The sequence below is a fragment of the Streptomyces aureus genome (assembly GCF_001418135.1).
Taxonomy (GTDB): Bacteria; Actinomycetota; Actinomycetes; order Streptomycetales; family Streptomycetaceae; genus Streptomyces; species Streptomyces aureus_A.
This window is the reverse complement of record NZ_LIPQ01000074.1, coordinates 1-26,432: the sequence shown is the minus strand read 5'-3', so window position 1 is coordinate 26,432 and position 26,432 is coordinate 1. Positions and strand designations below refer to the sequence as shown.

The 26,432-nt window shown below is 72.5% G+C and carries 26 protein-coding genes; 14 read left to right on the top strand and 12 right to left on the bottom strand.

The genetic code is table 11. From position 1 onward, the window contains the following. Genes resB through AOK00_RS07870 form a run of 3 tightly spaced genes read left to right on the top strand, consistent with a single transcriptional unit; the run spans window position 1 to window position 3,432 of the window. The gene (gene resB, locus AOK00_RS07880; protein ID WP_055599593.1) at window positions 1-1,779 is read left to right on the top strand and encodes a cytochrome c biogenesis protein ResB; all 1,779 of its coding nucleotides are present in this window, start codon (window positions 1-3) and stop codon (window positions 1,777-1,779) included. Continuing rightward, window positions 1,776-2,861: a c-type cytochrome biogenesis protein CcsB gene (gene ccsB, locus AOK00_RS07875; protein WP_055599592.1), complete on the top strand. Its 1,086-nt coding sequence runs from the start codon at window positions 1,776-1,778 to the stop codon at window positions 2,859-2,861. The genes resB and ccsB overlap by 4 nt, the downstream gene beginning before the upstream one ends. Before the next feature lie 37 nt (window positions 2,862-2,898). Continuing rightward, on the top strand, window positions 2,899-3,432 hold the full coding sequence (locus AOK00_RS07870; RefSeq protein WP_055599591.1) for an SRPBCC domain-containing protein: 534 nt from the start codon (window positions 2,899-2,901) through the stop codon (window positions 3,430-3,432). 6 nt (window positions 3,433-3,438) lie between these two features. Here the strand turns inward: AOK00_RS07870 and AOK00_RS07865 are convergent, their stop codons facing one another. From AOK00_RS07865 to AOK00_RS07845, 5 genes are all read right to left on the bottom strand, one after another. Then, complete coding sequence (locus tag AOK00_RS07865; RefSeq protein ID WP_055599590.1) at window positions 3,439-5,010, bottom strand: hypothetical protein; 1,572 nt, start codon at window positions 5,008-5,010, stop codon at window positions 3,439-3,441. Between the two features lie 4 nt (window positions 5,011-5,014). Beyond that, window positions 5,015-7,108 carry a hypothetical protein gene (locus AOK00_RS07860; RefSeq protein WP_055599589.1) on the bottom strand — a complete coding sequence of 698 codons (2,094 nt, stop codon included), beginning with the start codon at window positions 7,106-7,108 and terminating at the stop codon, window positions 5,015-5,017. A 277-nt stretch (window positions 7,109-7,385) separates the two neighbouring features. Then, the gene (locus tag AOK00_RS07855; protein ID WP_055599588.1) at window positions 7,386-8,306 is read right to left on the bottom strand and encodes an isopenicillin N synthase family dioxygenase; all 921 of its coding nucleotides are present in this window, start codon (window positions 8,304-8,306) and stop codon (window positions 7,386-7,388) included. Next, complete coding sequence (locus AOK00_RS07850; protein ID WP_055599587.1) at window positions 8,299-8,751, bottom strand: nucleoside deaminase; 453 nt, start codon at window positions 8,749-8,751, stop codon at window positions 8,299-8,301. The genes AOK00_RS07855 and AOK00_RS07850 overlap by 8 nt, the downstream gene beginning before the upstream one ends. A 31-nt stretch (window positions 8,752-8,782) precedes the next feature. Next, window positions 8,783-9,046 (bottom strand): GntR family transcriptional regulator, encoded by a 264-nt coding sequence (locus tag AOK00_RS07845; RefSeq protein ID WP_055599586.1) that lies wholly within the window; start codon window positions 9,044-9,046, stop codon window positions 8,783-8,785. 162 nt (window positions 9,047-9,208) lie between these two features. Between AOK00_RS07845 and AOK00_RS07840 the strand changes: the two genes are divergently transcribed. The 4 genes from AOK00_RS07840 (at window position 9,209) to AOK00_RS07825 (ending at window position 11,369) form a co-directional block, all read left to right on the top strand. Beyond that, the gene (locus tag AOK00_RS07840; RefSeq protein WP_055599585.1) at window positions 9,209-9,568 is read left to right on the top strand and encodes a hypothetical protein; all 360 of its coding nucleotides are present in this window, start codon (window positions 9,209-9,211) and stop codon (window positions 9,566-9,568) included. Beyond that, complete coding sequence (locus AOK00_RS07835) at window positions 9,565-9,909, top strand: hypothetical protein (protein ID WP_055599584.1); 345 nt, start codon at window positions 9,565-9,567, stop codon at window positions 9,907-9,909. The genes AOK00_RS07840 and AOK00_RS07835 overlap by 4 nt, the downstream gene beginning before the upstream one ends. Before the next feature lie 203 nt (window positions 9,910-10,112). After that, the gene (locus tag AOK00_RS07830; protein WP_055599583.1) at window positions 10,113-10,304 is read left to right on the top strand and encodes a hypothetical protein; all 192 of its coding nucleotides are present in this window, start codon (window positions 10,113-10,115) and stop codon (window positions 10,302-10,304) included. Window positions 10,305-10,439: 135 nt separating this feature from the next. Then, window positions 10,440-11,369: a DMT family transporter gene (locus tag AOK00_RS07825; RefSeq protein ID WP_055599582.1), complete on the top strand. Its 930-nt coding sequence runs from the start codon at window positions 10,440-10,442 to the stop codon at window positions 11,367-11,369. Here the strand turns inward: AOK00_RS07825 and AOK00_RS07820 are convergent. After that, a complete protein-coding gene (locus AOK00_RS07820) occupies window positions 11,272-12,156 on the bottom strand; it encodes a LysR family transcriptional regulator (RefSeq protein WP_055599581.1) in 885 nt (294 codons plus the stop codon). The genes AOK00_RS07825 and AOK00_RS07820 overlap by 98 nt on opposite strands. Window position 12,157: 1 nt before the next feature. Continuing rightward, complete coding sequence (locus AOK00_RS07815) at window positions 12,158-12,553, bottom strand: PLD nuclease N-terminal domain-containing protein (RefSeq protein ID WP_055599580.1); 396 nt, start codon at window positions 12,551-12,553, stop codon at window positions 12,158-12,160. Between the two features lie 89 nt (window positions 12,554-12,642). Between AOK00_RS07815 and AOK00_RS07810 the strand changes: the two genes are divergently transcribed. The 3 genes from AOK00_RS07810 to mqnP are packed head-to-tail and all read left to right on the top strand — an operon-like array spanning window position 12,643 to window position 15,415. Then, a complete protein-coding gene (locus AOK00_RS07810) occupies window positions 12,643-14,100 on the top strand; it encodes a menaquinone biosynthesis decarboxylase (RefSeq protein WP_055599579.1) in 1,458 nt (485 codons plus the stop codon). Beyond that, entirely contained in the window at window positions 14,097-14,495 is a 399-nt protein-coding gene (locus AOK00_RS07805; RefSeq protein ID WP_055599578.1) for a hypothetical protein, read from the top strand. Before AOK00_RS07810 ends, AOK00_RS07805 begins: the two co-directional genes overlap by 4 nt. Next, on the top strand, window positions 14,492-15,415 hold the full coding sequence (mqnP, locus tag AOK00_RS07800; RefSeq protein WP_055599577.1) for a menaquinone biosynthesis prenyltransferase MqnP: 924 nt from the start codon (window positions 14,492-14,494) through the stop codon (window positions 15,413-15,415). The genes AOK00_RS07805 and mqnP overlap by 4 nt, the downstream gene beginning before the upstream one ends. Here mqnP and AOK00_RS07795 read toward each other — a convergent pair. After that, complete coding sequence (locus tag AOK00_RS07795; RefSeq protein WP_055599576.1) at window positions 15,405-16,151, bottom strand: TetR/AcrR family transcriptional regulator; 747 nt, start codon at window positions 16,149-16,151, stop codon at window positions 15,405-15,407. The two genes, mqnP and AOK00_RS07795, sit on opposite strands and share 11 nt — an antisense overlap. A 156-nt stretch (window positions 16,152-16,307) precedes the next feature. Here AOK00_RS07795 and AOK00_RS07790 point away from each other — a divergent pair, with 156 nt between their 5' ends. Genes AOK00_RS07790 through AOK00_RS07775 form a run of 4 tightly spaced genes read left to right on the top strand, consistent with a single transcriptional unit; the run spans window position 16,308 to window position 21,905 of the window. Further along, window positions 16,308-17,135: a glycosyltransferase family 2 protein gene (locus tag AOK00_RS07790; RefSeq protein WP_055599575.1), complete on the top strand. Its 828-nt coding sequence runs from the start codon at window positions 16,308-16,310 to the stop codon at window positions 17,133-17,135. Continuing rightward, on the top strand, window positions 17,132-18,610 hold the full coding sequence (locus AOK00_RS07785) for a glycosyltransferase (RefSeq protein WP_063886550.1): 1,479 nt from the start codon (window positions 17,132-17,134) through the stop codon (window positions 18,608-18,610). The genes AOK00_RS07790 and AOK00_RS07785 overlap by 4 nt, the downstream gene beginning before the upstream one ends. Further along, a complete protein-coding gene (locus AOK00_RS40055) occupies window positions 18,607-21,096 on the top strand; it encodes a glycosyltransferase (RefSeq protein WP_254047276.1) in 2,490 nt (829 codons plus the stop codon). Before AOK00_RS07785 ends, AOK00_RS40055 begins: the two co-directional genes overlap by 4 nt. Next, complete coding sequence (locus AOK00_RS07775) at window positions 21,093-21,905, top strand: polysaccharide deacetylase family protein (RefSeq protein ID WP_063886548.1); 813 nt, start codon at window positions 21,093-21,095, stop codon at window positions 21,903-21,905. The genes AOK00_RS40055 and AOK00_RS07775 overlap by 4 nt, the downstream gene beginning before the upstream one ends. A 45-nt stretch (window positions 21,906-21,950) precedes the next feature. On the opposite strand, the gene AOK00_RS07770 is transcribed toward AOK00_RS07775, so the two are convergent. Genes AOK00_RS07770 through AOK00_RS07755 form a run of 4 tightly spaced genes read right to left on the bottom strand, consistent with a single transcriptional unit; the run spans window position 21,951 to window position 26,388 of the window. Then, complete coding sequence (locus AOK00_RS07770; protein WP_055599573.1) at window positions 21,951-22,817, bottom strand: glycoside hydrolase family 16 protein; 867 nt, start codon at window positions 22,815-22,817, stop codon at window positions 21,951-21,953. Next, on the bottom strand, window positions 22,814-24,073 hold the full coding sequence (locus tag AOK00_RS07765) for an FAD-dependent oxidoreductase (protein ID WP_055599572.1): 1,260 nt from the start codon (window positions 24,071-24,073) through the stop codon (window positions 22,814-22,816). The genes AOK00_RS07770 and AOK00_RS07765 overlap by 4 nt, the downstream gene beginning before the upstream one ends. Window positions 24,074-24,091: 18 nt before the next feature. After that, window positions 24,092-24,472, bottom strand: coding sequence for a hypothetical protein (locus tag AOK00_RS07760; RefSeq protein ID WP_055599571.1), 381 nt, complete (start codon window positions 24,470-24,472; stop codon window positions 24,092-24,094). Between the two features lie 11 nt (window positions 24,473-24,483). Then, the gene (locus AOK00_RS07755) at window positions 24,484-26,388 is read right to left on the bottom strand and encodes a glycosyltransferase (RefSeq protein WP_216822236.1); all 1,905 of its coding nucleotides are present in this window, start codon (window positions 26,386-26,388) and stop codon (window positions 24,484-24,486) included. Window positions 26,389-26,432 lie beyond the last annotated feature (44 nt).

The window sequence follows — 26,432 nt, the reverse complement described above, 5'->3', positions numbered from 1 at the left end:
ATGAGCACGACCGACACGTCCGGTACGACGGACACCTCCGGTACGACGGAGCAGCAGGAGAACCTCGGTGAGGCCGGGGCCCAGCTGTCCACCGCCCCCATCGACGACCGCGCCGAGACGCCCGTCGTCGGCGGCCCCACCCTCGGTGTCATCGGCTGGATCCGCTGGTTCTGGCGGCAGCTGACCTCCATGAGGGTCGCGCTGATCCTGCTCTTCATGCTCTCCCTCGGCGCCGTCCCCGGCTCCCTCGTCCCGCAGACCAGCGTGGACGAGCTGAAGGCGCAGGCCTTCAAGGACGCCCACAAGACGCTGACGCCGCTGTACGAGAAGCTCCAGTTCTTCGACGTCTACAGCTCCGTGTGGTTCTCCGCGATCTACATACTGCTGTTCGTCTCCCTCATCGGCTGCATCGTGCCCCGCAGCTGGCAGTTCGTCGGCCAGCTCCGCAGCCGCCCGCCGGGCGCCCCCAAGCGCCTCGACCGGCTCCCCGCGTACACCACGTGGCGCACCGGGGCCGATCCCGAGCAGGTCCGTGCGGCCGCGCTCACCCTCCTCAAGGGACACCGCTTCCGCGCCCATACGGCAGGGAACGCGATCGCGGCCGAGAAGGGCTACCTGCGCGAGGCCGGCAACCTGGCCTTCCACGTCGCCCTGATCGTCATGCTCGTCGCCTTCGCCTGGGGCCAGCTCTTCAAGTCCGAGGGCGGCAAGCTGGTCGTCGAGGGCGACGGCTTCTCCAACACGCTCACCCAGTACGACGACTTCAAGTCCGGCTCCCAGTTCGGCATCGACGAGCTGGAGCCGTTCAGCTTCAAGCTCGACGCCTTCGACGGCACGTACGAGAAGAGCGGCCCCCAGCGCGGCACGCCCCGCACCTTCGAGGCGAAGGTCTCCTACTCGCAGGGCGGTACGGACAAGAAGGCCGTCATCCGGGTCAACGAGCCGCTCAAGGTGGGCGACTCCAAGGTCTATCTGATCGCGCACGGCTACGCGCCCGTCGTCACCGTCAGGGACGGCCGCGGCAAGGTCGTCTTCCACGGCGCCGTGCCGCTGCTCCCCATCGACAACAACATCACGTCCACCGGCGCCATCAAGGTCATGGACGGGTACCGCGACAAGAAGGGCGAGAAGGACCAGCTGGGCTTCAGCGCCCTTTTCGTGCCGACCTTCGCGGGCGAGGGCAAGGGCACGATGTTCTCGCAGTTCCCGGGGCTCGACTACCCGGTCCTCGCGCTCACCGGCTACCACGGCAGTCTGGGCGTGGACTCCGGTCTGCCGCAGAACGTGTACCAGCTCAACACCTCCAAGATGACCCAGTTCAAGATCGACAAGGGGACCGGGTTCGCCGAGCGGCTGCTGCCCGGCGAGGTCATGACGCTGCCCGACGGCGCCGGCTCGATCACCTTCGAGAAGGACGTCAAGGAGTGGGCGAGCTTCCAGATCTCGCAGCAGCCCGGCAACGGGCTCGCCCTCGCGGGCGCGATCGCCGCGATCGCCGGTCTGACCGGTTCGCTCTTCATCCAGCGGCGCCGCGTCTGGGTCCGGGCCGTGCGCGGTGAGGACGGCGTGACCGTCGTCGAGATGGCCGGCCTGGGCCGCAGCGAGTCCGCGAAGCTGCCGGAGGAGCTGGGCGACCTCGCGGTCGCGCTCACGGCGGACGCGCCGCCGGCGCCGGAGGCCGATCCGGACGCCGTACCCGACGCCGATCCGGAAGACGTACCGGAACCCGCGGAAGAACCCGCAGAAGACCCTGCCCCTTCTGGAGAGGCCGACAAGTGATCCTCGCCGCCACGACCAACGAGAGCCTGGCGCGGATGAGCGACCTGCTCATCTACTCCTCGATGGCCGTCTACACCCTGGCCTTCTTCGCCCACATCGCCGAGTGGGTGCTGGGCAGCCGGAGCAAGGTCGGCCGTACGGCCGCCGCGCTCACCTCCCGCGCCTCGGCCGCCACCTCCGCCGTGACCGTCCAGGTCAAGCAGGCGGCCGGTGGCACGGCCGTCCTGGAGAAGCCGAAGGTCGTCACCCGTTCCGCGGCCGGCACCCGTGACGTGCCGGACGGCCCCGGTGCCGCCGGCGGCACCGTCAAGGGCGACCTGTACGGCCGTATCGCCGTCTCGCTCACCGTCCTCGCCTTCCTGGTGGAGGCGTCGGGCGTGGTCACCCGGGCACTGTCCGTGCAGCGGGCCCCCTGGGGCAACATGTACGAGTTCTCCACCACCTTCTCGACGGTGGCGGTCGGCGCGTACCTCGGCTTCCTCGTCGCCAAGAAGAACGTGCGCTGGCTCGGCCTGCCGCTGGTCACCACGGTCCTGCTCGACCTGGGCATGGCCACCACCTGGCTGAAGACCCCCAGTGACCAGCTGGTCCCCGCGCTCGACTCGTACTGGCTGTGGATCCACGTGTCCACCGCGATCTTCTGCGGCGCGGTCTTCTACCTGGGCGCCACCGCCACCCTGCTGTACCTCTTCCGCGACTCGTACGAGAACAAGCTCGCCACCGGCGGGAACCCGGGCGCCTTCGCCCGCTCCGTCATGGAGCGGCTGCCCTCGGCGGCCTCGCTCGACAAGTTCTCGTACCGGGTCAACGCGGCCGTCTTCCCGCTGTGGACCTTCACGATCATCGCGGGCGCGATCTGGGCCGGCGACGCGTGGGGCCGCTACTGGGGCTGGGACGCCAAGGAGGTCTGGTCCTTCATCACCTGGGTCGGTTACGCCGCGTACCTGCACGCGCGCGCGACGGCCGGCTGGAAGGGGCGGAAGGCCGCGTACATCGCGCTCATCGCCTTCGCCTGCTTCCTGTTCAACTACTACGGCGTGAACATCTTCGTGAACAGCAAGCACTCGTACGCGGGCGTCTGAGCTGGCACCGGGCCTGTCCCGGGGTGACGCTTGAGGTATGAGCGAGATACCCCGGGGCAGGTGCGAGACCCACGACGGTGACACGCACCTGCTGCGGTTCGCCGTCGAGCTGTCCCATCCGCTGTCCGAGGTCTGGGAGGCAGTCGCCACCCCCGAGGGCCTGGAGGGCTGGCTCTGCGCGGCGGACCCGCTGGAACCCCGGCTCGGCGGCCGGGTCACCCTCCGCTGGCTCAACGGGGACACGGTGGTGGCGGGGCGGGTGACCGCCTGGGACCCCGAGTACGTGGCCGAGTACACGGTCGATCCGACGCACGGACGCATCCGGTTCCATCTGGAACCGGGGGCGGACGGGGGCGGCGGGTCGACCGTGCTGCGTTTCACGAACGAACTGCGGGCGGACCGGGAGTACCGGCTGGACTGCCTCGCCGGGTGGCACGATCACTTCGAGCGGCTGGTGGCGGCGCTCGAAGGCCGTCCCATGGACTGGGCCTCGTGGAGCCCCGAGCGGTGGCAGCACCTGCGGCAGCTGTACGAGCGGGACGAAGCGCCCTGGCCCAGGTGGGTCCCGTAGGCCCGGCTACCCCCGCTTCGGGGGCAGGCAGGACGTGGACGGCGGTCTGCCCTCCGGCCAGGCGATCTGGACGAAGCGCTGGCTGCCGTCCTGGGCCAGTTCCACGATCGGGACCGCCTTGTTGTACGGGTTCCCGTAGTTGTCCAGGCAGATCCAGCCGCTCGCGCCCTGCACCCGCAGCGAGCCCTTGACCTGCGGCCACTGGGTGACCACGTCGGCGAGTTCCGGGTACTGGGAGCCCTGCGGGGTCGCCTGGCGGATCGCGTGCACCGCCGTCGCCATCGCGTCGTACGCGACGATCGCCTGGCCGTCCGCGAGCGGCACCGGCTCCTTCGAGGCGCGGGCGATGTCCGTGACGAAGGTCGAGTAGGCCACCACCGAACCGCCCGTCGCCGGGACCTTCCGCCCCGCCGCCGGCTTCCACGCGTCCGGGTGGGCGAGGGCCGCGTACCGCACGGTCAGCTTCGCCTTCAGGGCGTTCCGGTCGAGCTTCTCGTCCGCGCCCAGGTACGAGCCCTCGTCGCCGGTCAGGATCGTGAAGGCGCGGTCGAGGCAGCCGCGCGAGCCGAGTGCGTTGATGAACTGGCGCAGCTGGGTGTGGCGGCCCGCGAAGAAGACCGTCTCGGCGCGGGTGTCGCAGATCAGATGGGTGATCTGGCGGAAGGTGTTGGCGGTGGTGCCCTCGTCGGTGGGGTCGGCGGGCGAGGTGAAGAGCTGCGGCTCGTAGGGCGCGCCCTTGAGGGACGCGGCGAAGGCGGACTTGAGGGTGTCGGTGTAGTGGTCGCCGCTGCGGGTGTCCTGGACGAGGAGGGCCTTGGCGGCGTCGACGCGGCCGAAGTTCGCGAGGGCCTTGGCCTCGTCGTTGTTGGTGGGGGAGACGCGGGCGAGGCCGGGGTAGCGGTTGTGTCCGGGGCCCGGGCCGTTGGCGATGTCGTCGGCGGTGATGGTGGTGCCGACGACGGCGATTCCGGCGCCGGTGAGGGCGGTCACCGACTCGCGTACCTCGGTGGAGGAGGTGGCGACGCCGGAGACGGCCCGCAGCCGGTCGGGGGCGCCGGTCATGGCGATCAGCCGGTCGACGGTGCCGCGCCAGTGGGCGTTGCCCTTGCCGGTGTTGGCGAGGACGAGGCGGATCTTCGGGGTCTCGCTGTTGGACTCGTGGTTGGCCCGGTACTGGTAGGCGTACGCGCCCTGCACCTCGTGCAGCACCTTGACCCGCATGCCGCTGTCGGTCGAGGTCAGCGGCAGGAGGACGGCGACGGTGGCGTACTCGCCGGGTTTGAGTGCGGCGTTCTCGGCGCCGATGGCCCGGGCGACCTCGGCGAGTTCGGGTACGCCGAAGGCGTGACCGTCGCCGTTGACGCCGACGCATTCGCCGCTGCCCTCCGGTCTTTCGACCCCCGCGGCGCAGGAACGGTCCTCCGGGGTGGTGAGCCGGGCGACGGCGTACCCGCCCAGGCCGAGGACGACGGCGGCGGTGACGACGGACGCGACGAGCTTCTGGCGGGGGGTGCGGACGCGGCGCCGCAGCCGGTCGAGCGGGCGGCCGGTGCGCGGGGCGGTCGGGCGGTCGGGCATGGCGTCAGACTCCGTCCTCGCGGCCCGGCGGCAGCGACAGCTCCCGCCAGGCACGGATGTCGCGCGGCCAGTGGGTGGCCGCGTCCCAGAGCGAACCGCTGCCCGTCAGATGACGGCCGGAGAGCCGGCGCAGTTCGTGCGCGAGGCGGTCGGCCACCTCGTCGTCGGGCAGTGCGAGCGGATCGGTCAGCAGCCATACGGCGTGCAGCAGCCGCCGTACGGACAGGTGGAGTTCGGTGGTGTCGTGGTCGAGTCCGGGAGGCAGGTCCTCGGCCGTCGCGCCGCTCGCTCCGCCCGGCGGTCGTTGGCCGAGGGCGATCGCCCGGCGCGGGTCCGGCCCGGTCCGGCCGTGCTCGCGGGGGTACGGGGCCGAGCCGATGAACCGCAGCCGCTCCAGCCAGCCGAGGACGTCCTGCTCCGGGAAGGTGAGCCGCAGCTGGGTGACGGCCTCCTCGGTGCGGCCGAGCGCCAGGTCGTGATGGAGGCGGTACGGGCCGGGCTCGGGGCCGTAGTGCCGGTGCAGGGTCTCGTGGACGGCGTGCCAGGCCGTGTACCGGGGATGGTCGCCGTCCTCGAAGCGGAGGCGGTGCAGGAGCAGGGCGCGCAGGAGCGGATCGGCGACGAAGTGGCCCGAGCCCGGTTCGGAGGCGGCCCAGTCCTCGGAGCGCAGCTGGTCGCGGACGCGCAGCGCGACGTCCCCGTCCAGGGACTCGCCCTGGAGCCGGGCGTGGGCGAGCATCCGGGCGGACTCCTCGTCGTGGGCGGCGGCGAGCACGGCGTACGGGCCGGGCCGCCGCACCGGGAGGAGTTCGGCGAGGAGGGTGGGGGCGACGGGCACCGGCGGCGTGTCCTCGCGGAGTTCCACGGTCAGGTCGAGCAGCCCGCCCGGGGTGAGGCCGGCCCGCAGATGCTCCGGGGCCTCTCCGGCGGCCCGGCCGAGGAGGGCGACGCCGAGGGGGCGGCCACCGGTCAACCGGTGGACGGCTCGGGCGAGTTCGGTGGGTGTCCGGCCCGCCGGGTCGTGGTGGTCGAAGGCGGAGCGGGTCTGGGAGGGGGAGAGCGGGGTGAGCTCCACGGCGAGGATGCCGGAGCCGACGCGGGTGTCGCGCGGGCTCGGCGCCCGGTGCGCGGTCTCCGGCAGCCGGGTCCTGGTGGCGTTGCGCAGCCCCTCGTGCTCGCGGACCCGGGAGGTGGCGAGGACGACGACCCGGTCGCGGCGGCCTTCGGCGCGGGCGCGCAGGATCGGTTCGACGAGCTGTCGGCCGAGGGGTTCGTGGGCGTTGTCGAGGAGGACCAGCGGGCGGCCGATCCGGCCGCCGCGGCGGATCCCCACGTACGGGTGCAGGAGGTCCTCGGTCAGCGCTCCGACGAGGAATCCCTCGGCCTCGGCGCGACGCCGGCCACCCTGCTCGAAGTCGATCGCTAGCTGCTGGAGGCCCGCCTTGCCGCGTCCGCCGGCGTTGCGATAGCTGCCGTACCAGCTCTCCGAGGTGCGCTGGAGGCGGCCGAACACCTCCTCCAGGACGGTCTCCACGGTCGCCTCGGCCAGCAGCCCGGCGAGCGGGACGGTGGCCTCGGCGAACGTGGCGGCCAGTTTGGCGAGCACCTTGCCGACCCAGTGGGTGGCCGCGCCCCTGGTCGGGTCGACGGTCGCGAGCAGCGGCCCGAGCCGCTGGAGGTCCCGCCGGGCCCGCTCGTCGTCCTCCTGCGACCAGCCGATCGAGGCGACCGCGACGAGCCCGAGCGAGACCCGGGGGAACCTCACCGGCCGCGCGCCGAGCACCCTCGGCGACAGCTGTACGGCGAGCTCGGCGAGGGCCCCGGTGAGCGGGGTCCAGCCGGGGCCGTGGTCGGCGGGCGGTTCGATGTGCGCGCAGTCGAGGAGCGCCAGCGGCGTGTACCCCTTGTAGCGGTTGCGGACCTCCTTGAGCAGGGCGGTCTTGCCCGTACCGCGCCCGCCGGTGAAGACGGTGACCGGCGGATCGTCACCGTGCTCGAACGGCACCCGGGAGGCGCCGTGCTTCGTGAGGCCGCTGAGGCGCGCGACCAGTCCGGCATCGTGCAAGGCCGCCTCGCGGCCGTACAGCTCCCTGTCCACGAACCGTCACCCCCGTCACAGTCAACTCAAGGATATCGACGGCGTGTTGGGAAAGCGGTGGGCTTTTCGACTCTGCTTTCGAGTCGTTGCGAAGGCGTGTCCTCGGGCGAGGCGGGTGCCGTGCCGCGGTGGCGTCGGCGTCGTCCGGTGCCGGGAGGGGCGGGGCCTGACCGCGATACCGACGGCCGGGGCCCAGTAGACGACCAGCGCGGTGGTCAGGGCGGTGTTGCCCCAGCCGACGGCGCTGTGTGCCGGAGCGGCCGGGTGCCGGGGACCGTCAGTCCGTGGCGATCGCGTCGAGCTGGGCCCGCAGGTATCCGTGCGACTCGATGCCGTGGATCGTCGTCCCGGGTGTGCACTCGTAGAAGTACACGAGCGACATCAGCTCCTCCGTGGGGACGTCGGCCGGCGGCGGCAGCACCCGGTGGCGTCCCGAACGCCAGCGTCCTCCGGTCCAACCGGCCATCAGGTCACCGATGTTGACGGTGAAGGCGGCGGGGTCGTACGGGGCGTCCTGCCAGCCGCCCGCGTCGGTGAAGACCTGCAGCCCGCCCTTGCCGGCCTCCCGGTCCAGGACGGTGACCGTGCCGAAGTCCGTGTGCGGCCCGATGCGGAACTGGCCCGGCTCCGGCTCGCCCGTCCGCTCCCGCCCCGGGTACCAGTTGATGTTGAAGCCGAAGGTGGGGTGTCCGGTGTGCCGGGTGAAGAAGTCCCGCTCCTCGCCGAGAGCCACGCCGAGCAGGTCCAGGACCCGGTCCGCGAGCGTCTTCATCTGCGCCAGATACGTCTCCACCAGCGGCTTCAGCTCGGGGACCTCGGCGGGCCAGGTGTTCGGCAGGAACCACTCGGCGTCCACGGCCGGGTCGCCGGTCGGCTCGTCCGCCGCGAAGGACAGCGACTCCTTCAGGTCGGGCGGCGTCGCCGTGCCCTCCGCGTACCCGTTGGCCTCCGCGCCGGGCCCGAGCCAGCCCCGGCCGCCGACCCGCACGGCGTACCGCTCCTTGACGGCGGGCGGGAGGTGGAAGAAGCGGCGGCCGGCGGCCCGGATCTCGTCACGGAGCCCGGTGCCGACGCCGTGCCCCGTCACGAGCAGGAAACCGGCCTCGCGGAGGGCGCGGTCGACGGCGGGCAGCTGCGGCGCCGGATCGCGAGCGAGGTCGATGACGGGGAGGCGCGCCTCACGGCCGGGTTCACTCATCGCCGATGTCCTCGTTCCAGAGAGCCGGATGTGCGGTGATGAATTCCCGCATCAGCGCGGCGCATTCGGGATCGTCGAGGACGAGGACCTCGACCCCGTGCTCCGCCAGCCAGTCGTGCCCGCCGTGGAAGGTCTCCGCCTCCCCGACGACCAGCCGTGAGATCCCGAACTGCCGCACCAGGCCGGAGCAGTACCAGCAGGGCGAGAGGGTCGTCACCATCGTCGTACCCCGGTACGAGCGCTGCCGGCCGGCGGCCCGGAAGGCGGCGGTCTCCGCGTGCGTCGACGGATCCCCGTCCTGCACGCGCCGGTTGCGCCCGCGCCCGAGCAGCGCGCCGTCCGCCCCGTACAGCGCGGCCCCGATCGGGATCCCGCCCTCGGCGAGCCCGGCGCGGGCCTCGGCGACGGCGGTCGCGAGCCACCTGCGGGCTTGTTCCTGGTCCATGCGGGGAGCCTTCCCCGCCGGGGCGTCGTATTCACGCCTCGGCGGAGGGGCTGCCCTTTCCAGCGGTGGGCGTGACGTAGGAGCCCTTGCCGGGCACGGTGACGATCAGTCCGCGCTCGCGGAGTTCCCGCATAGCCCTGCGTGCGGTCAGAACGGCGATTCCGAATTCGTCGGCCAAGCGGGCCGGGGTGGGGATCATCCGGTCGGGGGCGTACTCCCCGGAATCGATCTTCGCTGCGATCACGTCGGCGAGCTGCATGTACAGCGGGCGTCCCGACTGAGGGTCAAGGCTCATGAGGCAATGCTAGATAGTCATACAAAGACACGTTCGGATGGGTCTAGCTACACAGTGATGCATCACTGTGTAGCACGCGCTACGGTGACGCACATGGAAGACCCCGGCGACCGCTGGAACGGCCCCGGGGCATGGCCACCAACTACCAACGGAGTTGATGACGTGCGGAACCCTATCGCGCGCGTACTGGGCCGGGTCTGGATCCCGGTCCTCCTCTGGCTTCTCATGCTGACCCTGCCGCCCACCGGCAGGCACCGGCCCCGGCCGGCCGGCCGCCGCCGACCCCGTCGCGCGGCGGCGCGGGTGGCCACCGCGCCACGCCACCGCGCCCCGGCCCGGCTGTCCCCGTACGCCCGGGAGCAGGCACTGCCGCTCGACGGAGCCCGATCGCCCCTGGAACGCCCCTACCTCACGGCCACCTCGGCGCGAGCCGCCCAGCGCGGCCGACGGCGGACGCTGTGGCTCGCGACGGTCGGGGTGGACGTCGACCGCCGGAACATCCACGCCGGGAGCACCCGATGAGCCGCTGCGGGGCGCGGCGGTCCGTGTTCGCCGTCGCGGACGTGGTGCGGGCGGTGTGGGGCGGTTCGGTCTGTGTGCTCGCCGTGGGGCACGACGGTCACCATCGCGACCGGGCCGGGGACGGCTGGTGGGTGACGCCGGAGATCGCCGACGCCGTGAGTCTGTCCCTGCTGACCCACGCGCTGACGGCCGCGCCCGAGCCCGAGTTCACGTCGCCGCGCTGCATCGTCGGCCGCCACGACCGCTGCCGGGACCACGTGCCCCGCGACAGTGGCGTCCACGGGGTCCGTCATCTCGTGTGCGCATGCCCCTGCCATCCGGCGCCGCTCGCCGCGCCCTGACGCGACAGGGCCATGGCGGGCACCAGGTGTCCCATGGGTCTGGTCCCTTCGTGCGGCAGCGGAACGGGCCACTTCGCCGCCGATCGGCTGAGGACCGGGGCCGCACCGGCCGGGTGACCGGGGGAGGGGCGGCGGTGGGCCTTAGCGTGCGGGTGCTCCGCCGTCGCGCGGGGCGCTTCCACCGTCCTACCGAGAGGTCCTCCATGCGTTCCCTGCTGACCGTCCTCGCCACCGGTGCCCTCGTCCTCGGCGCCGCCGGCGTCGCGAGCGCCGATGTCCACGTCGAGTTCGAGCCGGAGGCCTCGCACACCGTCGTCTTCGGCGACTGGCTCCAGTTCGCGCACGACGACGTCTTCAACGCCGGTCACGACAACACCGTCGGCTCCGACGACTGAGCCTCCTCCCGGACCGTCGCCCGCCGCTCGCGGCAGCGGTCCGGGAGGCCCCATCGGCTCCGGCGATCGCCCCCATCGGCAGGTCCCCCCACTGGCTCGTGGACCCGGATCCGGGGCGCTCGTAGCGTCGTCGTCATGAGAAACGAGACCAGGGGAACCGTCGAACTCACCCTCGCCATGGTGCTCTCCGGCACCCTCGGCATCTTCGTCGTGGAGTCGGGGGCGTCCCCCTTCAACGTGGTGTTCTTCCGGTGCCTCTTCGGGGCCGCCGCCCTCGGTGCGTACAGCCTGGTCCGCGGATACTTCACCGGCCACGGCCTCACCCCGAGGAAGCTCGGACTCGCCGCGCTCGGCGGCGTGTTCATCGTCTTCAACTGGGTGCTGCTCTTCGAGGCGTACGAGGCCACCTCGATCTCCTTCGCCACCGTCGTCTACCACACGCAGCCGTTCTTCCTGGTGGTGTTCGGCGCCGTGCTGTTCCGGGAGCGGATCACCGCCGCGAAGCTCGGCTGGCTCGCCGTCGCGTTCGCCGGGCTCGTGCTCGTCTCCGGGATACGGCCCGGCGACACCGCCTCCCTCAAGGGCCTCGGGCTCGCGCTCGGCGCCGCCGTCCTCTACGCCCTGTCGACGATCGTCACCAAGCGGATCACCGGCGTACGGCCGCACCTAATCGCCCTCGTCCAGGTCCTGGTCGGCATCCCGCTGCTGCTCCCGTTCGCCGACTTCGGCGCCGCGTCGGAACTCGGCGCCGGCTGGGGCTGGCTCGTCGGGCTCGGGATCATCCACACCGGACTGATGTACGTCCTCATGTACGCCGCGTACGCCAAGCTGCCCACCGCCAAGATCGCCGTGCTGGCCTTCACCTACCCCGCCGTCGCCATGGGCGCCGACTGGGTGGCGTACGGGCATCACATCGGGCTCGTCCAGGCGCTCGGCGTTCCGCTGATCGTCCTCGCCAGCCTCAAGGTCACCCTCGCTGCTCGGACACCAGCCGCCGCGCCTGCTCCACGAACAGGCGGACATGCGCCGGAAGCCGCTTCCCCCGTCGCCACGCGAGTTGGGTGAAGAGGGTGAACGGGGCCTCCCAGGGGAGCTCCACGAGGGTCCCGGACGTCAGCTCCTCCGCCACCGCCACCCGGGGCAGGAGCGCCACGCCCAGGCCCGCCGCCACGCCGCGCTTCGTCGCCTCGATCGTGCCGAACTCCATGAACGGCGGGGACCACTCCGCGAGCTCGCGCTCGAACAGGTCGCGGTAGGGGCAGCCCGGTTCCGTGCCCACCAGCTGCGCGCCCGCCACCTCGGCGGCGGTCAGCTCCGAGCGGCCGGCCAGCGGGTGGGCCGGGCCCGCCACCAGGACCAGCGGTTCCGGGGCCAGGACCTCCGACTCCAGGCCCTCGTGGTCCGTCTCCGGTTCCATCAGGAAGCCGACGTCGTACGTGCCCTGCCGCAGGGCCTGCCGGGTCTCGTCGCCGAGGGTGGGGCGCAGGGTGAGGCGTACACCCGGGTAGCGGTGGTGGAAGTACTCCAGGAGCGGCGGCAGCCGGTACGAGGTCAGGGACTCCATCGTTCCGACGGCGATCGTGCCCGTGGGGTCCGCCGTGGCCGCCACCGCCGTACGGGCCTCCTCCGCCAGCTCCGCCATTCCCCGGGCGTACGGCAGCAGGCGCTCGCCGGCCTCGGTGAGGCGGATGCGGCTGCCCAGGCGCTCGAAGAGTTCCACCCCGAGGGACGTCTCAAGGGACCGGATCTGGGCCGTCACGCTCGACTGGGCGTAGCCCAGTTCCGTCGCGGCCCTCGTGAAGGAGAGGACCGTCGCCACCTTCTCGAACGTGGCGAGGAGTCTGAGCTCCATCTCAGGGCTTCTCGGGAGCGTCGCCGCCGTCCTGCTCGCGCTTCCTCAGCTCCTCCTCGCGGCGGCGGAGGTCCGCCTCCCAGTCCTTCAGCACCGCCTCGTCCTTCTCGTTCTCCTCCTTGAGGGACTTCAGGAACTCGGGGTTGTCGTCCGGCGCCACCCACTCCTGGCGGTGGTTGCGGTGCCACTCGGAGGGAGTGCGGCCGCCGGCCGGGGCCCTGCGCATCTTGCCCGCGGCGAACCAGACGATCGGGCCGACGATCCAGAACAGCAGGATGATGATGACCCAGACCACCTTGGGCAGGTGCTTGGCCTCGTCCTCGGGGGTGTTCAGGCAGTCGATGAAGGCGTAGATCGTCAGTGCCAGCGGCAGGATGTACATGAGCGCCCTGAGCATGTGGGACAGCCCCCTGGAAGCAGTGATGGGGCTCGTTTCGACCGCCCCGGTGACAGGCCCAGCGTAGCTCGTGGCGGATACTGGCCCCTATGGCTTACGACGATCTCCGCTCGCTGCTCAGGGCCCTCGAGCGCGAAGGCGACCTCAAGCGCATCAAGGCCGAAGTCGACCCGTACCTGGAGGTCGGGGAGATCGTCGACCGGGTGAACAAGGCGGGGGGTCCGGCGCTTCTCTTCGAGAACGTCAAGGGCTCCTCGATGCCCCTCGCGATGAACGTCTTCGGAACCGACCGCCGACTCCTCAAGGCCCTCGGCCTGAAGTCGTACAGCGAGATCAGCGAGAAGATCGGCGGGCTGCTCAAGCCCGAGCTTCCGCACGGTTTCGTCGGTGTCCGCGAGGCCTTCGGCAAGCTCGGCTCGATGGTCCACGTGCCGCCGAAGAAGGTGAAGTCGGACGCCGCGGCCGTGCAGGAGGTCGTGCTCACCGGGGACGACGTCGATCTCGACCTTCTTCCCGCGCTCTTCACCTGGCCCAAGGACGGCGGCTCCTTCTTCAATCTGGGCCTCACGCACACGAAGCACCCGGAGACCGGGGTCCGGAACCTCGGCCTCTACCGGCTCCAGAGGCACGACAAGCGCACCATCGGCATGCACTGGCAGATCCACAAGGACAGCCGCAACCACTACGCCGTCGCGGCGGCGAAGGGCGAGCGGCTGCCGGTCGCGATCGCCTTCGGCTGCCCGCCGGCCGTCACGTACGCCTCCACCGCCCCGCTGCCCGGCGACATCGACGAGTACCTCTTCGCCGGCTTCGTGCAGGGCAAGCGGATCGAGATGGTCGACTGCAAGACCGTTCCGCTCCAGGTGCCCGCGCAGGCCGAGGTCGTCGTCGAGGGCTGGCTCGAGCCGGGCGAGATGCTGCCGGAGGGGCCCTTCGGCGACCACACCGGCTTCTACACGCCGCAGGAGCCCTTCCCCGCGCTGAAGATCGACTGCATCACGATGCGGAAGCGTCCCCTGCTCCAGTCGATCGTCGTCGGCCGGCCGCCGACCGAGGACGGTCCGCTGGGCCGTGCGACGGAGCGTTTCTTCCTGCCGCTCCTCAAGATCATCGTGCCGGACATCGTCGACTACCACCTGCCGGAGTCGGGCGGCTTCCACAACTGCGCGATCGTCTCGATCGACAAGAAGTACCCGAAGCACGCGCAGAAGGTCATGCACGCCATCTGGGGCGCGCACATGATGTCGCTGACCAAGCTGATCATCGTGGTCGACAAGGACTGCGACGTCCACGACCTGCACGAGGTGTCCTGGCGGGCCCTCGGCAACACCGACTACGCCCGCGACCTCACGGTCGTCGAGGGGCCGGTCGACCACCTCGACCACGCCTCCTACCAGCAGTTCTGGGGCGGCAAGGCGGGCATCGACGCCACGAAGAAGCTGCCCGAGGAGGGCTACACCCGAGACGGCGGCTGGCCGGACATGGTCGAGTCGGACCCGGCGACGGCGGCCCTCGTGGACCGCCGCTGGAAGGAGTACGGGCTGTGACCACGGCCGTGGGACTCCGCCTCGGGGACGACCTGGCCTGGGTCGAGCTGGCGCCGGACCAGGAGGGGCCGGACCGGTGGCGGGTGACGGCCGACTGGGACAGCGCCTTCACGGCCGACTTCGACGCCCACCTCTCGGCCGAGGAGGTCGCCGTCTTCGCGGACGCGCTGCTGGCCGGGGCCGACGGCGACGGCTCGTTCCTCCTGGAGGTGACGGCGAGCAGGAGCAACCCGCTGCGCCTCCAGTCGGTCCCGGCGGGCGACTGCCACGCCTTCCTGGTCCGGCTCACGCCCAACGGGCACGACGCGGTCGTGCACCTCGACCTGGAGATCGCCCCGATGGACCGGGCCGAGCTGCGCGGTCGTATCGAAGAGTTCCGGAGGTCCCTCGTATGACATCGGCCGCCGAAGGCGTCCTCGGCCAGGGGCCCGCGCCCGACTCCGACGGGAAGGTGAAGTCCTTCCTGCGCCTCGTGATGATCGAGCACTCGGTGTTCGCGCTGCCCTTCGCCTACACCGCCGCGCTCACCGCGATGTACCAGGTGGACAAGAACATCCACTGGTGGACGCTCTTCCTCGTCACCGTCTGCATGGTGGGTCTGCGGACCTTCGCCATGGCCTGCAACCGGATCATCGACCGCGAGATCGACGCGCGCAATCCGCGGACGGCCAACCGCGAGCTGGTGACCGGTGCCGTGTCGGTCCGGTCGGCGTGGACCGGGGCCGGGATCGCCGTCGTCGTCTTCCTCGGCGCCGCCGCCCTGCTCAACCCGCTCTGTCTGGCCCTCGCGCCGCTCGCCGTCATCCCGATGGTCGTCTATCCGTACGGCAAGCGGTTCACCAACTTCCCGCACGCCATCCTGGGGCTCGCCCAGGCCATAGGGCCCATCGGCGCCTGGCTCGCGGTGACCGGCGAGTGGTCCTGGGACGCGGTCATCCTGGGCCTCGCGGTGGGCGTCTGGATCGGCGGCTTCGACCTGATCTTCGCCTGCCAGGACGTGCAGGCGGACCGGGCGCACGGCGTCATGTCCGTACCGGCGCGCTTCGGGATCCCGGCGGCTCTCTGGGGGGCCCGCGCGTCCGCGGTCGTCACCACGGGACTTCTCGTCTGGTACGCCCTCGCCACCGACGCCGGTGTCTTCTTCTGGGTCGGCCTCGTGATCGTGGTGGCCGCGTTCTGTTACGAGCACTCGATCGTGAAGCCGCACGACCTGTCGCGCCTCAACCGCGCGTTCTTCACGGTGAACGGTTTCATCGGCATGGCGCTGTTCGTGTGCGCCCTCCTCGACCTGCTGGTCCGCGGGCTCACTCCGTAGCGCCCGCGCCGGGGGCGAAGCGGTCCAGGAGCGCGTCGAGGCCGACGGCCATGCCCTCGGGCCCGGCGCGCCGGGCGAGCGCCGGAGCGGCGGCGCGCAGACGGGGCAGCTCGCGCGCCGGCATGCGGTGCAGTCCGAGACGGAACGCCGGGTCGGGCTCGTCGGGGTTGTCGACCATGGCCCGCAGGTCTCCGAGGATGCAGCCCAGGATCCAGTCATTGACGGCCCGGAAGGCCGCCGCGGTGGCCTCCTCGTCGAGACCGGCCCGGTTCAGGAGCGCCAGGACGCGTTCGTGGTCCCTGAGGACGGCGAGCGGACGGCGCGCGAGCGGGACCGCCAGCATGCGGGTGGCCAGGAGCGGGGCCACCTGGGGGTGGGCGAGGGCGACCCGGTAGGTCGCGGCGGCGATCCGGTGGAGCTCGTCCCGCCATTCGGGTGACTCCTCGGAGGCGGCCAGCTCTTCCTCCAGCTCGGCGTAGAGCGCCTCCACCAGTCCGTCGAGCAGCGCGTCCTTCCCGGCGGCGTACCGGTACAGCGCCATGGCCTCGACCCCGAGCTCCGCGCCGGTCCGGCGCATGCTCAGCGCGGAGAGCCCCTCGCGGTCGACCAGCCCCAGGGCGGCGGTGAGCACGAGCTCGCGGCTCAGGCGGCCGTAGCGCCCGTGGTCGCCCGCGCGCCGGCCGGGTGCCCGGCGCTCCGCCGTGGGCCCTGCGCTGGGGTCCTTCTCGATCGCCATGTGCCCGCCTTGACCGTGGGACATCCAGGGATAAAGTGTACATATACGTCGTAAACGTATGGTGCATCGTCGGGGTGTACCCCTCGCGCACCACTCTCCGGCGGACGGCCTCCGCAGCACGACACGACCGTGCGCCGAATCCCTCTCGGAGCCATCATGACCACGCACCCGACTCTCCCGCGCAGCACCGAATCCGAGCCCGCCGACCACCCGCTACGACGCTCGACCGACCCGCCCCCGCACCCGATGCGGCGCGCCGGGGACAGGACGCCGACCCGGCCCGCGGTGAGTCTGGTGATCCCGGCCCTCAACGAGGCACGCAACATCCCCTGGGTCTTCGAACAGATCCCGGACTGCGTCGGCGAGGTCCTGCTGATCGACGGCGACTCCCACGACGCCACGGTCCCGGTGGCGACCCGGATCCTGCCGACGGTCCGCAGTCTGCGGCAGAGCGGCAAGGGCAAGGGCAACGCCCTGCGCACCGGCTTCCTGGAGGCGCGCGGCGACTACGTGGTGATGATGGACGCCGACGGCAGCATGTCCCCGGCGGAGATCCCGCACTTCGTGCACTTCCTTGAGAACGGCTACGACTTCGTCAAGGGCTCCCGCTTCGTGGAGGGCGGCGGCTCCCTCGACATCACCCGCTTCCGCAAGCTCGGCAACCACGCCCTGCTCGCCCTCGTGAACCGCCTCTACGACGCCACGCTGACCGACCTCTGCTACGGCTTCTGCGCGTTCCGGCGCAGCTTCCTCGACCAGCTGGACCTGCACGCCACCGGCTTCGAGATCGAGGCCGAGATGATCGTCCACGCGCTGCGCTCCGGCCTCCGGATCGCCGAGGTCCCCAGCCTCGAACTGCCCCGCCGCAACGGACGGTCCAACCTCCACGCGATATCCGACGGGCGCCGGGTGCTGCGTACGCTCCTGTCCGAGCGTCCCGGCGGCCGGCCGGCGTCCGCCCCGCAGGAGCGGAGCACGCCGTGACCGGCGGCGGCCCGCCTGCCACCGTGCCGTCGCCGTCGCCGCCCGGTGCGGTCGCCCGCCTGCCCGCGCCGTCCGCGCCGCTGCCCGTGGTGGACATCGACCTCGCCGAGCCCGGGGCGTTCCGGCGCCCGGGGGGCGGGGCGCGGCCCGGCCCGACCGGCCGCGCGCTCGGTCTCGTACGCCTCCACGGCCGTCCGCTGGGAATGGCCGAGGCGTACGGGCGGGGGCCCGAGGAGCTGTGGCAGGCACTCGCGGAGACGGCGCGGCGGGACTTCCCGGCCGCGGAAAAGAGCACCGCCCGAGACGAGAGCCCCGGCCCGGGCGGAAGGCCCGGCTCGGGCGGGAGCTCCGGCCCGGGCGGGAGTCCTGGCCCGGGCGGGAGTTCCGGCTCCGGCGGGAGCCCCGGCCTCGGCGGGAGCGGCCGCCTGGCGCGTTCCGCGCGGGGGCGGGGGGCCGTCGGGGTGCCCGCGATCAGCGTGATCGTGGCCACGCGGAACCGCGCCGGCATGCTGCGCGACTGCCTGGACTCGCTGCTCGTCCTGGAGTACCCGCGGTACGAGGTGATCGTCGTGGACAACGCCCCGGCGGACACCTCAACCGAGGAACTGGTCCGGCGGGAGTACGCCGGCCGGCGGAACGGCGGCCCCGCCGTTCGCTATCTGCGGGAGCCCGTGCCCGGTCTCGCCCGCGCCCACAACCGGGGGCTCGCCGTGGCGGGCGGCGACATCGCCGCCTTCACCGACGACGACACCCTGGTCGATCCACGGTGGCTGACCGCGCTCGCCGCGCCCTTCGCGGCCGACCCCCGGACGGGCTGCGTCACCGGCCTCATCGTCCCCGCCGAGCTGGACACCGAGGCGCAGATCGCGCTGGAGCGGCACGGCGCGTTCGGCAAGGGCTACGCCCCGCTCACCTGGTCACTGCGGGATCCGCCCGCGGACCCGCTGTTCCCGTTCACCGCCGGCCGGTTCGGCTCCGGCGCGAACATGGCCTTCCGCACGGAACTCCTGCACGGACTCGGCGGATTCGACCCCGCCACCGGAACCGGGACCCCCGCGCGCGGCGGCGACGACCTGCTCGCCTTCTTCCGGGTGCTGGCCCACGGCCGCTCCCTCGCCTACGAGCCGGCCGCGATCGTCTGGCACCGGCACCGGCGCACCCACGAGGCGCTCGTCGCGCAGGCGTACGGCTACGGAGCCGGGTTCGGTGCCTTCCTGGCCGCGGCGCTCGCCCACGAACCACGCATGCTGCCCGCCCTGCTGCGGCGGCTGTTCGGCGGCGTCCGGTACGTGATCGCCAGAAACCGCGAACGTGCCGGACCGCGCCCCGGTGCCGGAGAGGGCGCCGGAGCGGGAGAGGGTGCCGGAGCGGGGACCACCGCGTCCGCGCTCGCCCGCCTGGAGCTGCGGGGGCTGCTCTACGGGCCGTACGGCTACCTCCGCAGCCGCCGGATCGAACGGCGGACACGACGATGACCGAGCTGCGGGCGGCATTCCACGGCCGGTCGCCCCTGGTGGCCGACCCCACGGCCGAGGGGGACCCGCCTCCCCCCGGCGCCCGGCGCTCACTCGGCGCGGCGGTCCGCTCCGGTGTCACCGCCGTCTTCCCCCGTGACCCGCTGCTGCGCAACGGGCACCTCCTCGCGATCAGCTCCCTCGTCAGCGCCGCGCTGGGGTCGATCTTCTGGCTCCTGGCCACGCACTGGTACGACGACGCGGTGGTGGGCGTCAGCTACTCCGCGCTCTCCATGACCCTGCTGCTCGCCAGCATCGGCCAGCTCAACCTGTCCGACTTCCTCGTCCGGTTCGTGCCCTCCGCGGGCCACCACACCCGCCGGCTGATCCTCCTCTGCTACGCCGTGAGCGCCGTCGTCAGCGCGCTGGTGGCCATGGCCTTCCTGCTGCTCGTCCCCGCGGTCGCCCCCGGCCTCGGCTTCCTGCTGACCCCGGTGACCGCCGCCTGCTTCGTCGCCGCCACCGCCGGATACGCCGTCTTCGTGATGCAGGACGGTGCGCTGACCGCGGTGCGGCGGCCCGGCTGGGTGGTGGGCGAGAACGTGATCTTCGCCTGCGTGAAGATCGGCCTGCTCGGCATGGGCGCGGCCCTGGCGCTGTTCTCCGGCATCCTGCTCTCCTGGGTCGGGGCGCTCGCGGTCTCCCTCGTCGTCGCCAACTTCGTCCTGCTGCGGCGGGCCGTACCCGAACACGTACGGGTATCGAAGGAGGCGGAACGACCGGACCGGGCACTGCGGTACGCGGCCGCCGACTACTTCGGCTCGCTGTTCCGGATGGCGGCGTACACCGTGCCCCCGCTGATGGTCCTGAACAATCTGGGCGCCGACCAGAGCGCCTACTTCTCGCTCGCCTGGATCGTCGGCTACACGCTCTACCTGGTGGCCCGCAACCTGGGCAGCTCCCTCGTGGTGGAGGCCGTGCGCAGCCCGGAGCGGCTGGTCGAGCACACGCTGCGGATGCTGCGCCACACGGGTCTGCTGCTCGGCGCCGGCATCGTCTTCGTCGCCGCGCTGGCGCCGCAGATCCTCCAGTTCTTCGGCCCCGAGTACGCCGAGCACGGAAGCACCCTGCTGCGGCTCCTCGCCCTGTCCGCCCTGCCGAACATCCTGGTCAGCATGGCCATCGACGTGTGGCGGGCGCGACGGCGGCTGCGGTGGGCGGTCGGGGTGCAGATCGTGATGTGCGTGATGGTCCTGGGGCTCACCAAGGTGCTGCTGCCGACGCTGGGGATCACCGGGGCGGGCGTCGCCTGGCTGGTGACCATGTGCCTGCTCGCCGCGCCGCTGCTGATCTGGCGTTCGCGCTGGCTCACGACCGGATCCCAGGAGGTCCCCGTGAACACCGAGACCGAGAAGGCCGCCGACACCTCGACGGCTGCCGAGACCGGGGCAGGGGCCGGGCCCGGGACTGCGACCGGGACCGATACCGGCCCCGGCTCCCGCCCCGTACCCACCCTGACCGTCGTCGTCTGCGCCTACACCCTCGACCGCTGGGACGACGTGCGGGCGGCCATCGGGTCGCTGCGCGCCCAGCGGAGCCCCGTGACGGAGACCGTCCTCGTCGTCGACCACTGCCGTGAGCTGTACGAGCGGTCGCGCACCGCGTTCCCCGGTGTGCGGGTGCTCGAGAACAGTGAGCGCCAGGGGCTTTCGGGTGCCCGCAACACCGGGGTGGCGGCCGCCCGTTGCGAGGTCGTGGCCTTCCTCGACGACGACGCGGCGGCCGATCCGGACTGGTCCGCCCGGCTCCTCGCCCGCTATGCCGACCGCGCCGTCGTGGGCGTCGGGGGCCTGGTCCGGCCGTGGTGGGTCACCCGGCGTCCGGTGTGGTTCCCGCGAGAGTTCGACTGGGTCGTCGGCTGCTCCTACCGGGGGCTGCCCGAACAACCGGCCCCGGTACGGAACTTCATCGGCGCCAACATGTCCTTCCGGCTGTCCGAGGTGATCGCCGCCGGAGGTTTCCGCAACGACCTCGGGCGGGTGGGGAAGCGGCCGCTCGGCTGCGAGGAGACCGAGTTGTGTCTGCGCATCGCGGCCCGCAGCCCGGACGCCGTCCTGCTCCACGAGCCCGCGGCGGCGGTCCGGCACCGGGTGCCCGCGGCCCGCACCACCTGGGCGTACTTCGTCGCGCGGTGCTACGCCGAGGGACTGTCCAAGGCCCATGTCGCCCGGCTCGGCAGCACCCGTACGGCCCTGTCCAGCGAGCGCGCCTATGTGCGGTCGACCGTCCCGCGGGCGTTCGTACGGGCGCTGACGTCCGGCCGTCCCGGCGGGCTGCGTACGGCCTCGGCGCTGGTGGGAGGGGTCGGGGTGACCGTCGCGGGCTATGTCGTGGGCCGGGTCCGGCGTCCCGCGCCGGCGTCCGGCGCCGACCGGTCCGCCGCCGGGGCCCCAGCTGCCGCACCCGCCGCGGGGCGGGCCGGAGGAGCGGGCGGGGGCCTGTCATGACAGCCGTGCCCGTCTTCCTGTACCACTCGGTGTCGTACGATCCGCCGTCCTGGATCGCGCCGTTCACGGTCGGACCGCGGGTCTTCGCCGAGCAGCTGGAGACGATCGCCGACAGCGGTCTCCGGCTCGTGCCGCTGCATCGGCTGGTGGCGGCCCAGCGCGGCGGCCCGCCGCTCCCCGCCCGGTCCGCGGTCCTCACCTTCGACGACGGTTTCGCGGACTTCCACTCGATCGTGCTGCCCCTGCTCGCGCGCCTGGGCCTGCCCGCCACCCTGTTCGTCACCACCGGCGCGCTGCGCGGCCGGGCCGGCGCTCCGGTGGACCCCGTCTTCCCGCCGGAGTCGCGGATGCTGAGCTGGCGCCAGCTCGGCTCGCTGGACGGCGCCTCCGGTGTCGAGATCGGCGGCCACACGAGGACGCATCCGCAGCTCGACACCCTGCCCGCCCACCGGGTGTGGGACGAAGTGGCGGGGTGCGCCGGTGAGTTGGAGGACTTCCTCGGTCACCGGGTCACCTCGTTCGCCTATCCGCACGGGTACTCCAGTGCGGCGGTGCGCGACCAGGTCAGTGCGGCGGGGTGGACGTCGGCCACGGCGGTGCGGGACGCGTTCAGCTCGGCGGGTGACGATCCGCTGCGCATCGCGCGGCTGATGGTGCGCGCCGACACGGACCGGGACCGGTTCCGGCAGTGGACCACCGGGGCCGCGGCGCCGGTCGCGCCGTTCCCCGAAGGGGCCCGGACCAAGGGCTGGCGCGCCTACCGCCGGATGAGGGCCCGGCTGAACGTGCCGTACAGGGCGGTCTCCTGAGGTGCGCGGGGCGTCTCCCGAGGCGTGGGAGCCGCCCGGAGACGCTCACCGCTGCTCCCACACCCGTACCCAGTCCACGCGCATCCGGGCCGAGTCGACCGAGTCCGGAGGCTCCTTCGGCACCCCGACCGCCAGGTTGATCAGCACCTCCATGGGAACGTCCGGGATCCGTTCGGTGTCCGTCACCCGGAGCCGTTCGACGTCGTCCACGTACCAGACCAGCTTGTCGGGCTCCCACAGCAGGCCGAACACGTGGTACTCGGCGGGGAAGTCGACCGGGCCGTACGTGCCCTTCTGCCGCTCCTCGTCGCCGTCGGGCTCGCGCCAGTGCACGTAGAAGCTGACCTCCTGGGTGGTTTCCAGGAATTCCATGATGTCGATCTCCGGCGGTGTGTAGCGCGATTCGGGCATCATCCAGAACGCGGGGAACATGCCCGCCTCCGGCGGGATCCTGATCGCCGCCTCGAAGTAGCCGTACGTGAACGTGCGCCGCGGCTCGGCGTACCAGTCGTCCCGGCCGGTGGAGATCATTCCGGAGGTCCACGGATAGGTCCGGTCGTCGCTGCCGCGGGTCTCGCGCCGCTCGGCGGTGAGGGTCAGCTCGCCGTTCGCCACCGAGACCTGCTCGGGCAGGTACCACTGCAGTTCGTCGTTGCCGCTGTTGGTGCAGCCGTCCTCGTTCCAGTCGTAGCAGGTGGTCCATGTCCGGCCGTCGAGCTCTGTCCCGTCGAAGTCGTCGCTCAGGACGAGCCGCCACGCGTCGGACGGCGTCGGCATGAGGGCGGACGGACTCTCCTCGGCCACCCGTGAGCCGTCGGCCGGTCCGACGCAGGCGGTCGCCGCCATCAGCAGGGCGGACGACAGTGCCAGTGCCGCCCGCCGAAGGGACCGGCGGGCGTCCCGCGCGTTCACCGGTCCCGGCCCGCGACCGAGGCCGCGACCCGGCGGGCGGCGAACGTCGTGCCGTGGACGAACCGCAGGAGGGGGCCGAACGTGGGGGCGGCGGCCAGCCCGGTGAAGTACAGGCCGGGGACCGAGGACTCGCATCCCGCCGACAGCACGGGCGGGCCACCGGGCCAGGTGCGTACCGCCGTGCGCAGGGCCGGCGCCAGGACGGGGATCCTCTCGACGTCCACCCGGTAGCCGGTGGCCGCGAGGACGTGGTCGGTGTCGAGGACGTCCTTCCGGCCCGCCGTGTCCTCCGTCTCCAGGCGTACGGCACCGTCCGCGCCGTCCTGGAGCCGGGCCGAGACGAGCCGGCGGCCGCACAGCACCGGCACCTGTCCGTTCACCCGGTCGCGCAGCCACCACGCGCCGGACGGCCCGAGCACGGTACGCAGGAGGCGGGTGCGCACCGGGAGCGGCAGATGGCGGTAGGCGGCGGGGCCGCGGCTGACCGCGAACAGCGACCAGCCGGGGCCCAGCGCCGAGCCGGGTTTGCGCAGCCGGGTGGCCCCGGGCCGGGCGGACGGCCGGTCCGTCGGGGGCGGGTCGCCGAAGAGCAGGGAACGGGTCCGGGCGATCACGACGGGCCGGGCACCCGCCTCGTGCAGCAGCGCGGCGCTCTCCAGGGCGGACTGCCCGGCGCCGACGACCGCGACGCGCCGGCCGGCGAATCCGGACAGGTCCGGGTGGTCGCACGAGTGGGACGCGCGGCCGGCCGCGACGAGCGGCGCCAGGCCGGCCGGCCGGAAGGCGTGGGCCACCAGTCCGGTGGCCACCACCACGGCCCTCGCCTCGATCTCCTCGCCGGAGTCGAGGGTCACGCCGAACCCGCCGTCGGCCCGCCGTACGTCGCGCACCGCCGTACGCTCCACGTCGGGCACCAGGCGCTCCTGGAACCAGTGGCCGTACGCGATGAACTCGTCGACCGGGATCGGATAGGTGTCGCCCACCGGCGCCCGTCCGCGGGCGGCACGGAAGTCCGCGAACCGGTGCCCGTCCTCGGGCGCGGAGATCGAGGACGCGGCCGGGACCGATTTGAGGAACATGCCGTCGGGCATATGGGTCCGCCACGTCTCCATCGGTTCGCCGAACACTCGGAGGGACGCGCCCGTCGCGGTCAGCCAGGCGGCGGTGGCGAGTCCGAACGGACCGGCTCCGACGACCACGACGGGAAGTCGTCGGCGGGCGGTGGTTCCGGGCCGTGGGAGTGAGCCCTGGGCCATCGCACGTCTCCTCTCCTCTCAACCAGCGTGCACCTGAGGGCCCGGGTTCCGCGCGCGGGAGCGGCGCGGCAGCAGGGCGAGGACCGCGGTCAGGGCGGCGAGCACGAGCAGGGACCGGGTGGGGGTGAAGACGCCGCCGAGGAAGAGCGCGACGGCCACGAGGGTGGTCAGGGCGAGCCCGAGCACGAGGGTGAGGAGGGCGGCCTCCAGGACCGCGGCCGGGTGCCCGGCCCGTCGCAGCAGGCCGGAGGGCCGCAGCGCGAGCTGGGCCGCGAGACCCGGGCAGACCAGCAGGAACACGGTGACGGCGGCCACCCGCACCGGGGCGGCGTCCGGCAGCGCCGTGGCGAGGAGCGCGAGCCAGCCGGAGGCGGCGAGTCCCACGCGCAGGAGTGTCATGAGGTGCCTCCTCAGTCCGGTGGGGGCGTCACATAGCGGTAGACGATCGCGTCGCCGTTGTCGTAGACGCGCGTGAAGCCCGGCGCGTTCGACAGCGCGGCCTGGAGCCGCTCCGGGACGTCGGCCGGCAGTGCTCCGGTGACGTAGAGGTTCATGTCCTGGGCCCGGGAGAGCACGACGTACGCGGGCCTCTGCTCGGTGGCGCCGAAGACGAAGCCCTCCACCCCCTCCAGCGGGTCGCGCACCAGCAGCCGCAGCTCGTCCGTCTCCTGGTAGGCCAGCTGGACCCGGCGGTGTTTCTCGTAGTCCAGGTCGAGGTCGGGCACGTCGGCGGTGAGCGTGACGATCGTCGAGCCCGGCGGGGCGTGCTCGATCACGTAACGGGCGGCGGCGACCTCCTTGAGGGTGTACTGGTTCAGGGCCTCCTTGCCGTAGTAGCCGAAGACCAGCGCGCCGAACATGGCGAGGAGCACGGGGTAGACGGCGAGCGTGCGCGCGACGCGCCGGTCACCCGACGGCAGGAGGAGAGCCGCGACCAGGAACGCGGCGGCGGGCAGCGCGAAGAGATAGGCCCGGAAGAGCATTTCGCCGCCGTAGGCGTTGACGGCGAGCAGCGGCAGCGGGGCCGCGGCCAGCAGGGGGAGGCCGGTGCGCCGGGTCCACCGGCGGACCAGGAGGCCGGCGAGCGCCAGGACGGCGACCGCCGCCGACAGTCCGCGGTCGACCCAGGACAGCAGGATCTGCCCCGGGGCGGCGTCGCCCAGGGCGGCGAGGCCGGACGAGACGTTCTGGTCGGGCTGGGTGAGGGAGTCCACCAGGTAGGTGATGTTGACGGAGATGTACGACCGGGCCACGGTGGCGTCCCAGACGGCGGTGAGGACGACCGTGGCGATCAGCACCGGCAGCGCGAGACGTCGGCTGCGGCGGGGCAGGGACAGCAGCGCCAGGGCGCTGATCAGCATCAGTGGTGTGAGCGGGTGGGAGACCACGATCGCGGCCACGAGCACCACGACCGCCACGAGGAGCCCGGCGGGCCAGCCGTCCCGCCGGCGCGGATCGGGGCGGGGGAGCGCCGACGACCGCAGCTGCCGGAAGAGGAGGGCGATCACCGTCATGAAGAGCAGGAAGGCGAAGGACTGCGGCGCGAAGTAGTCCTGACCCACCCAGGAGCAGCTGTAGTAGATCCAGACCGCGCCCCACACGAGCCGCCGGTCGCGGGTCACGGACCGGTACAGCAGGAGCAGCGGGGCGAGCAGCAGGGCGTTGGCGAACGGGGGCGTCCAGGCGGCGTACCCGACGGACGAGTCCAGGCCGGTGGTCCGGAGGAACAGCGCGTGGAGCTGGAAGAAGCCCGGCCAGTCGTTGTAGACGGAGAACTTGCCCGCGTTCGGCACCTCGCCGCCGTGCCGGATCATCGCGTCGATGACCGCCAGGTGTTTCCAGGCCCAGGAGTAGCGCAGGGTCGGGTACAGCAGGGTGGGGGTGGCGTGGAGCAGGGCGATCAGCGTGAGGACGTAGCCGGTCAGCCAGGCGCCGTGGGTGCGGCGGTCGCTCAGGGCCAGGCAGAAACCCAGCGTGAGGACGGCGGCCGCCACCCAGAAGAGCGGGGGCAGGACCTGGAGCAGTCCGAGGTCGCGCATCCGTTCGAGCGGGACCGAGCGCAGCGACAGCAGCCAGAGCGTGATCGAGAGGGGCAGGATCACGCGTGCCGCCCAGACGCGGACGACGTCGGACCGGGAGCGGGGCGGGGAGGGCCGGTTCCGGGTCGGGGAGGGCCGGGTGCGGGTCCGGGTGCCCGACGTTTCGGGGGCGGACGTCCCGGTGGTGTCGCCGGGACGGGCGGCGCCGTTCGGCGTGTCCTTGTCGCCCTTCTGAGCGCCGTCCGAGGTGTGGGCCGGGCGCCGGGGCCCGCTCACCGGAACACGTCCATGACCTGTTCGGCGGGACCACACCTTCCGCT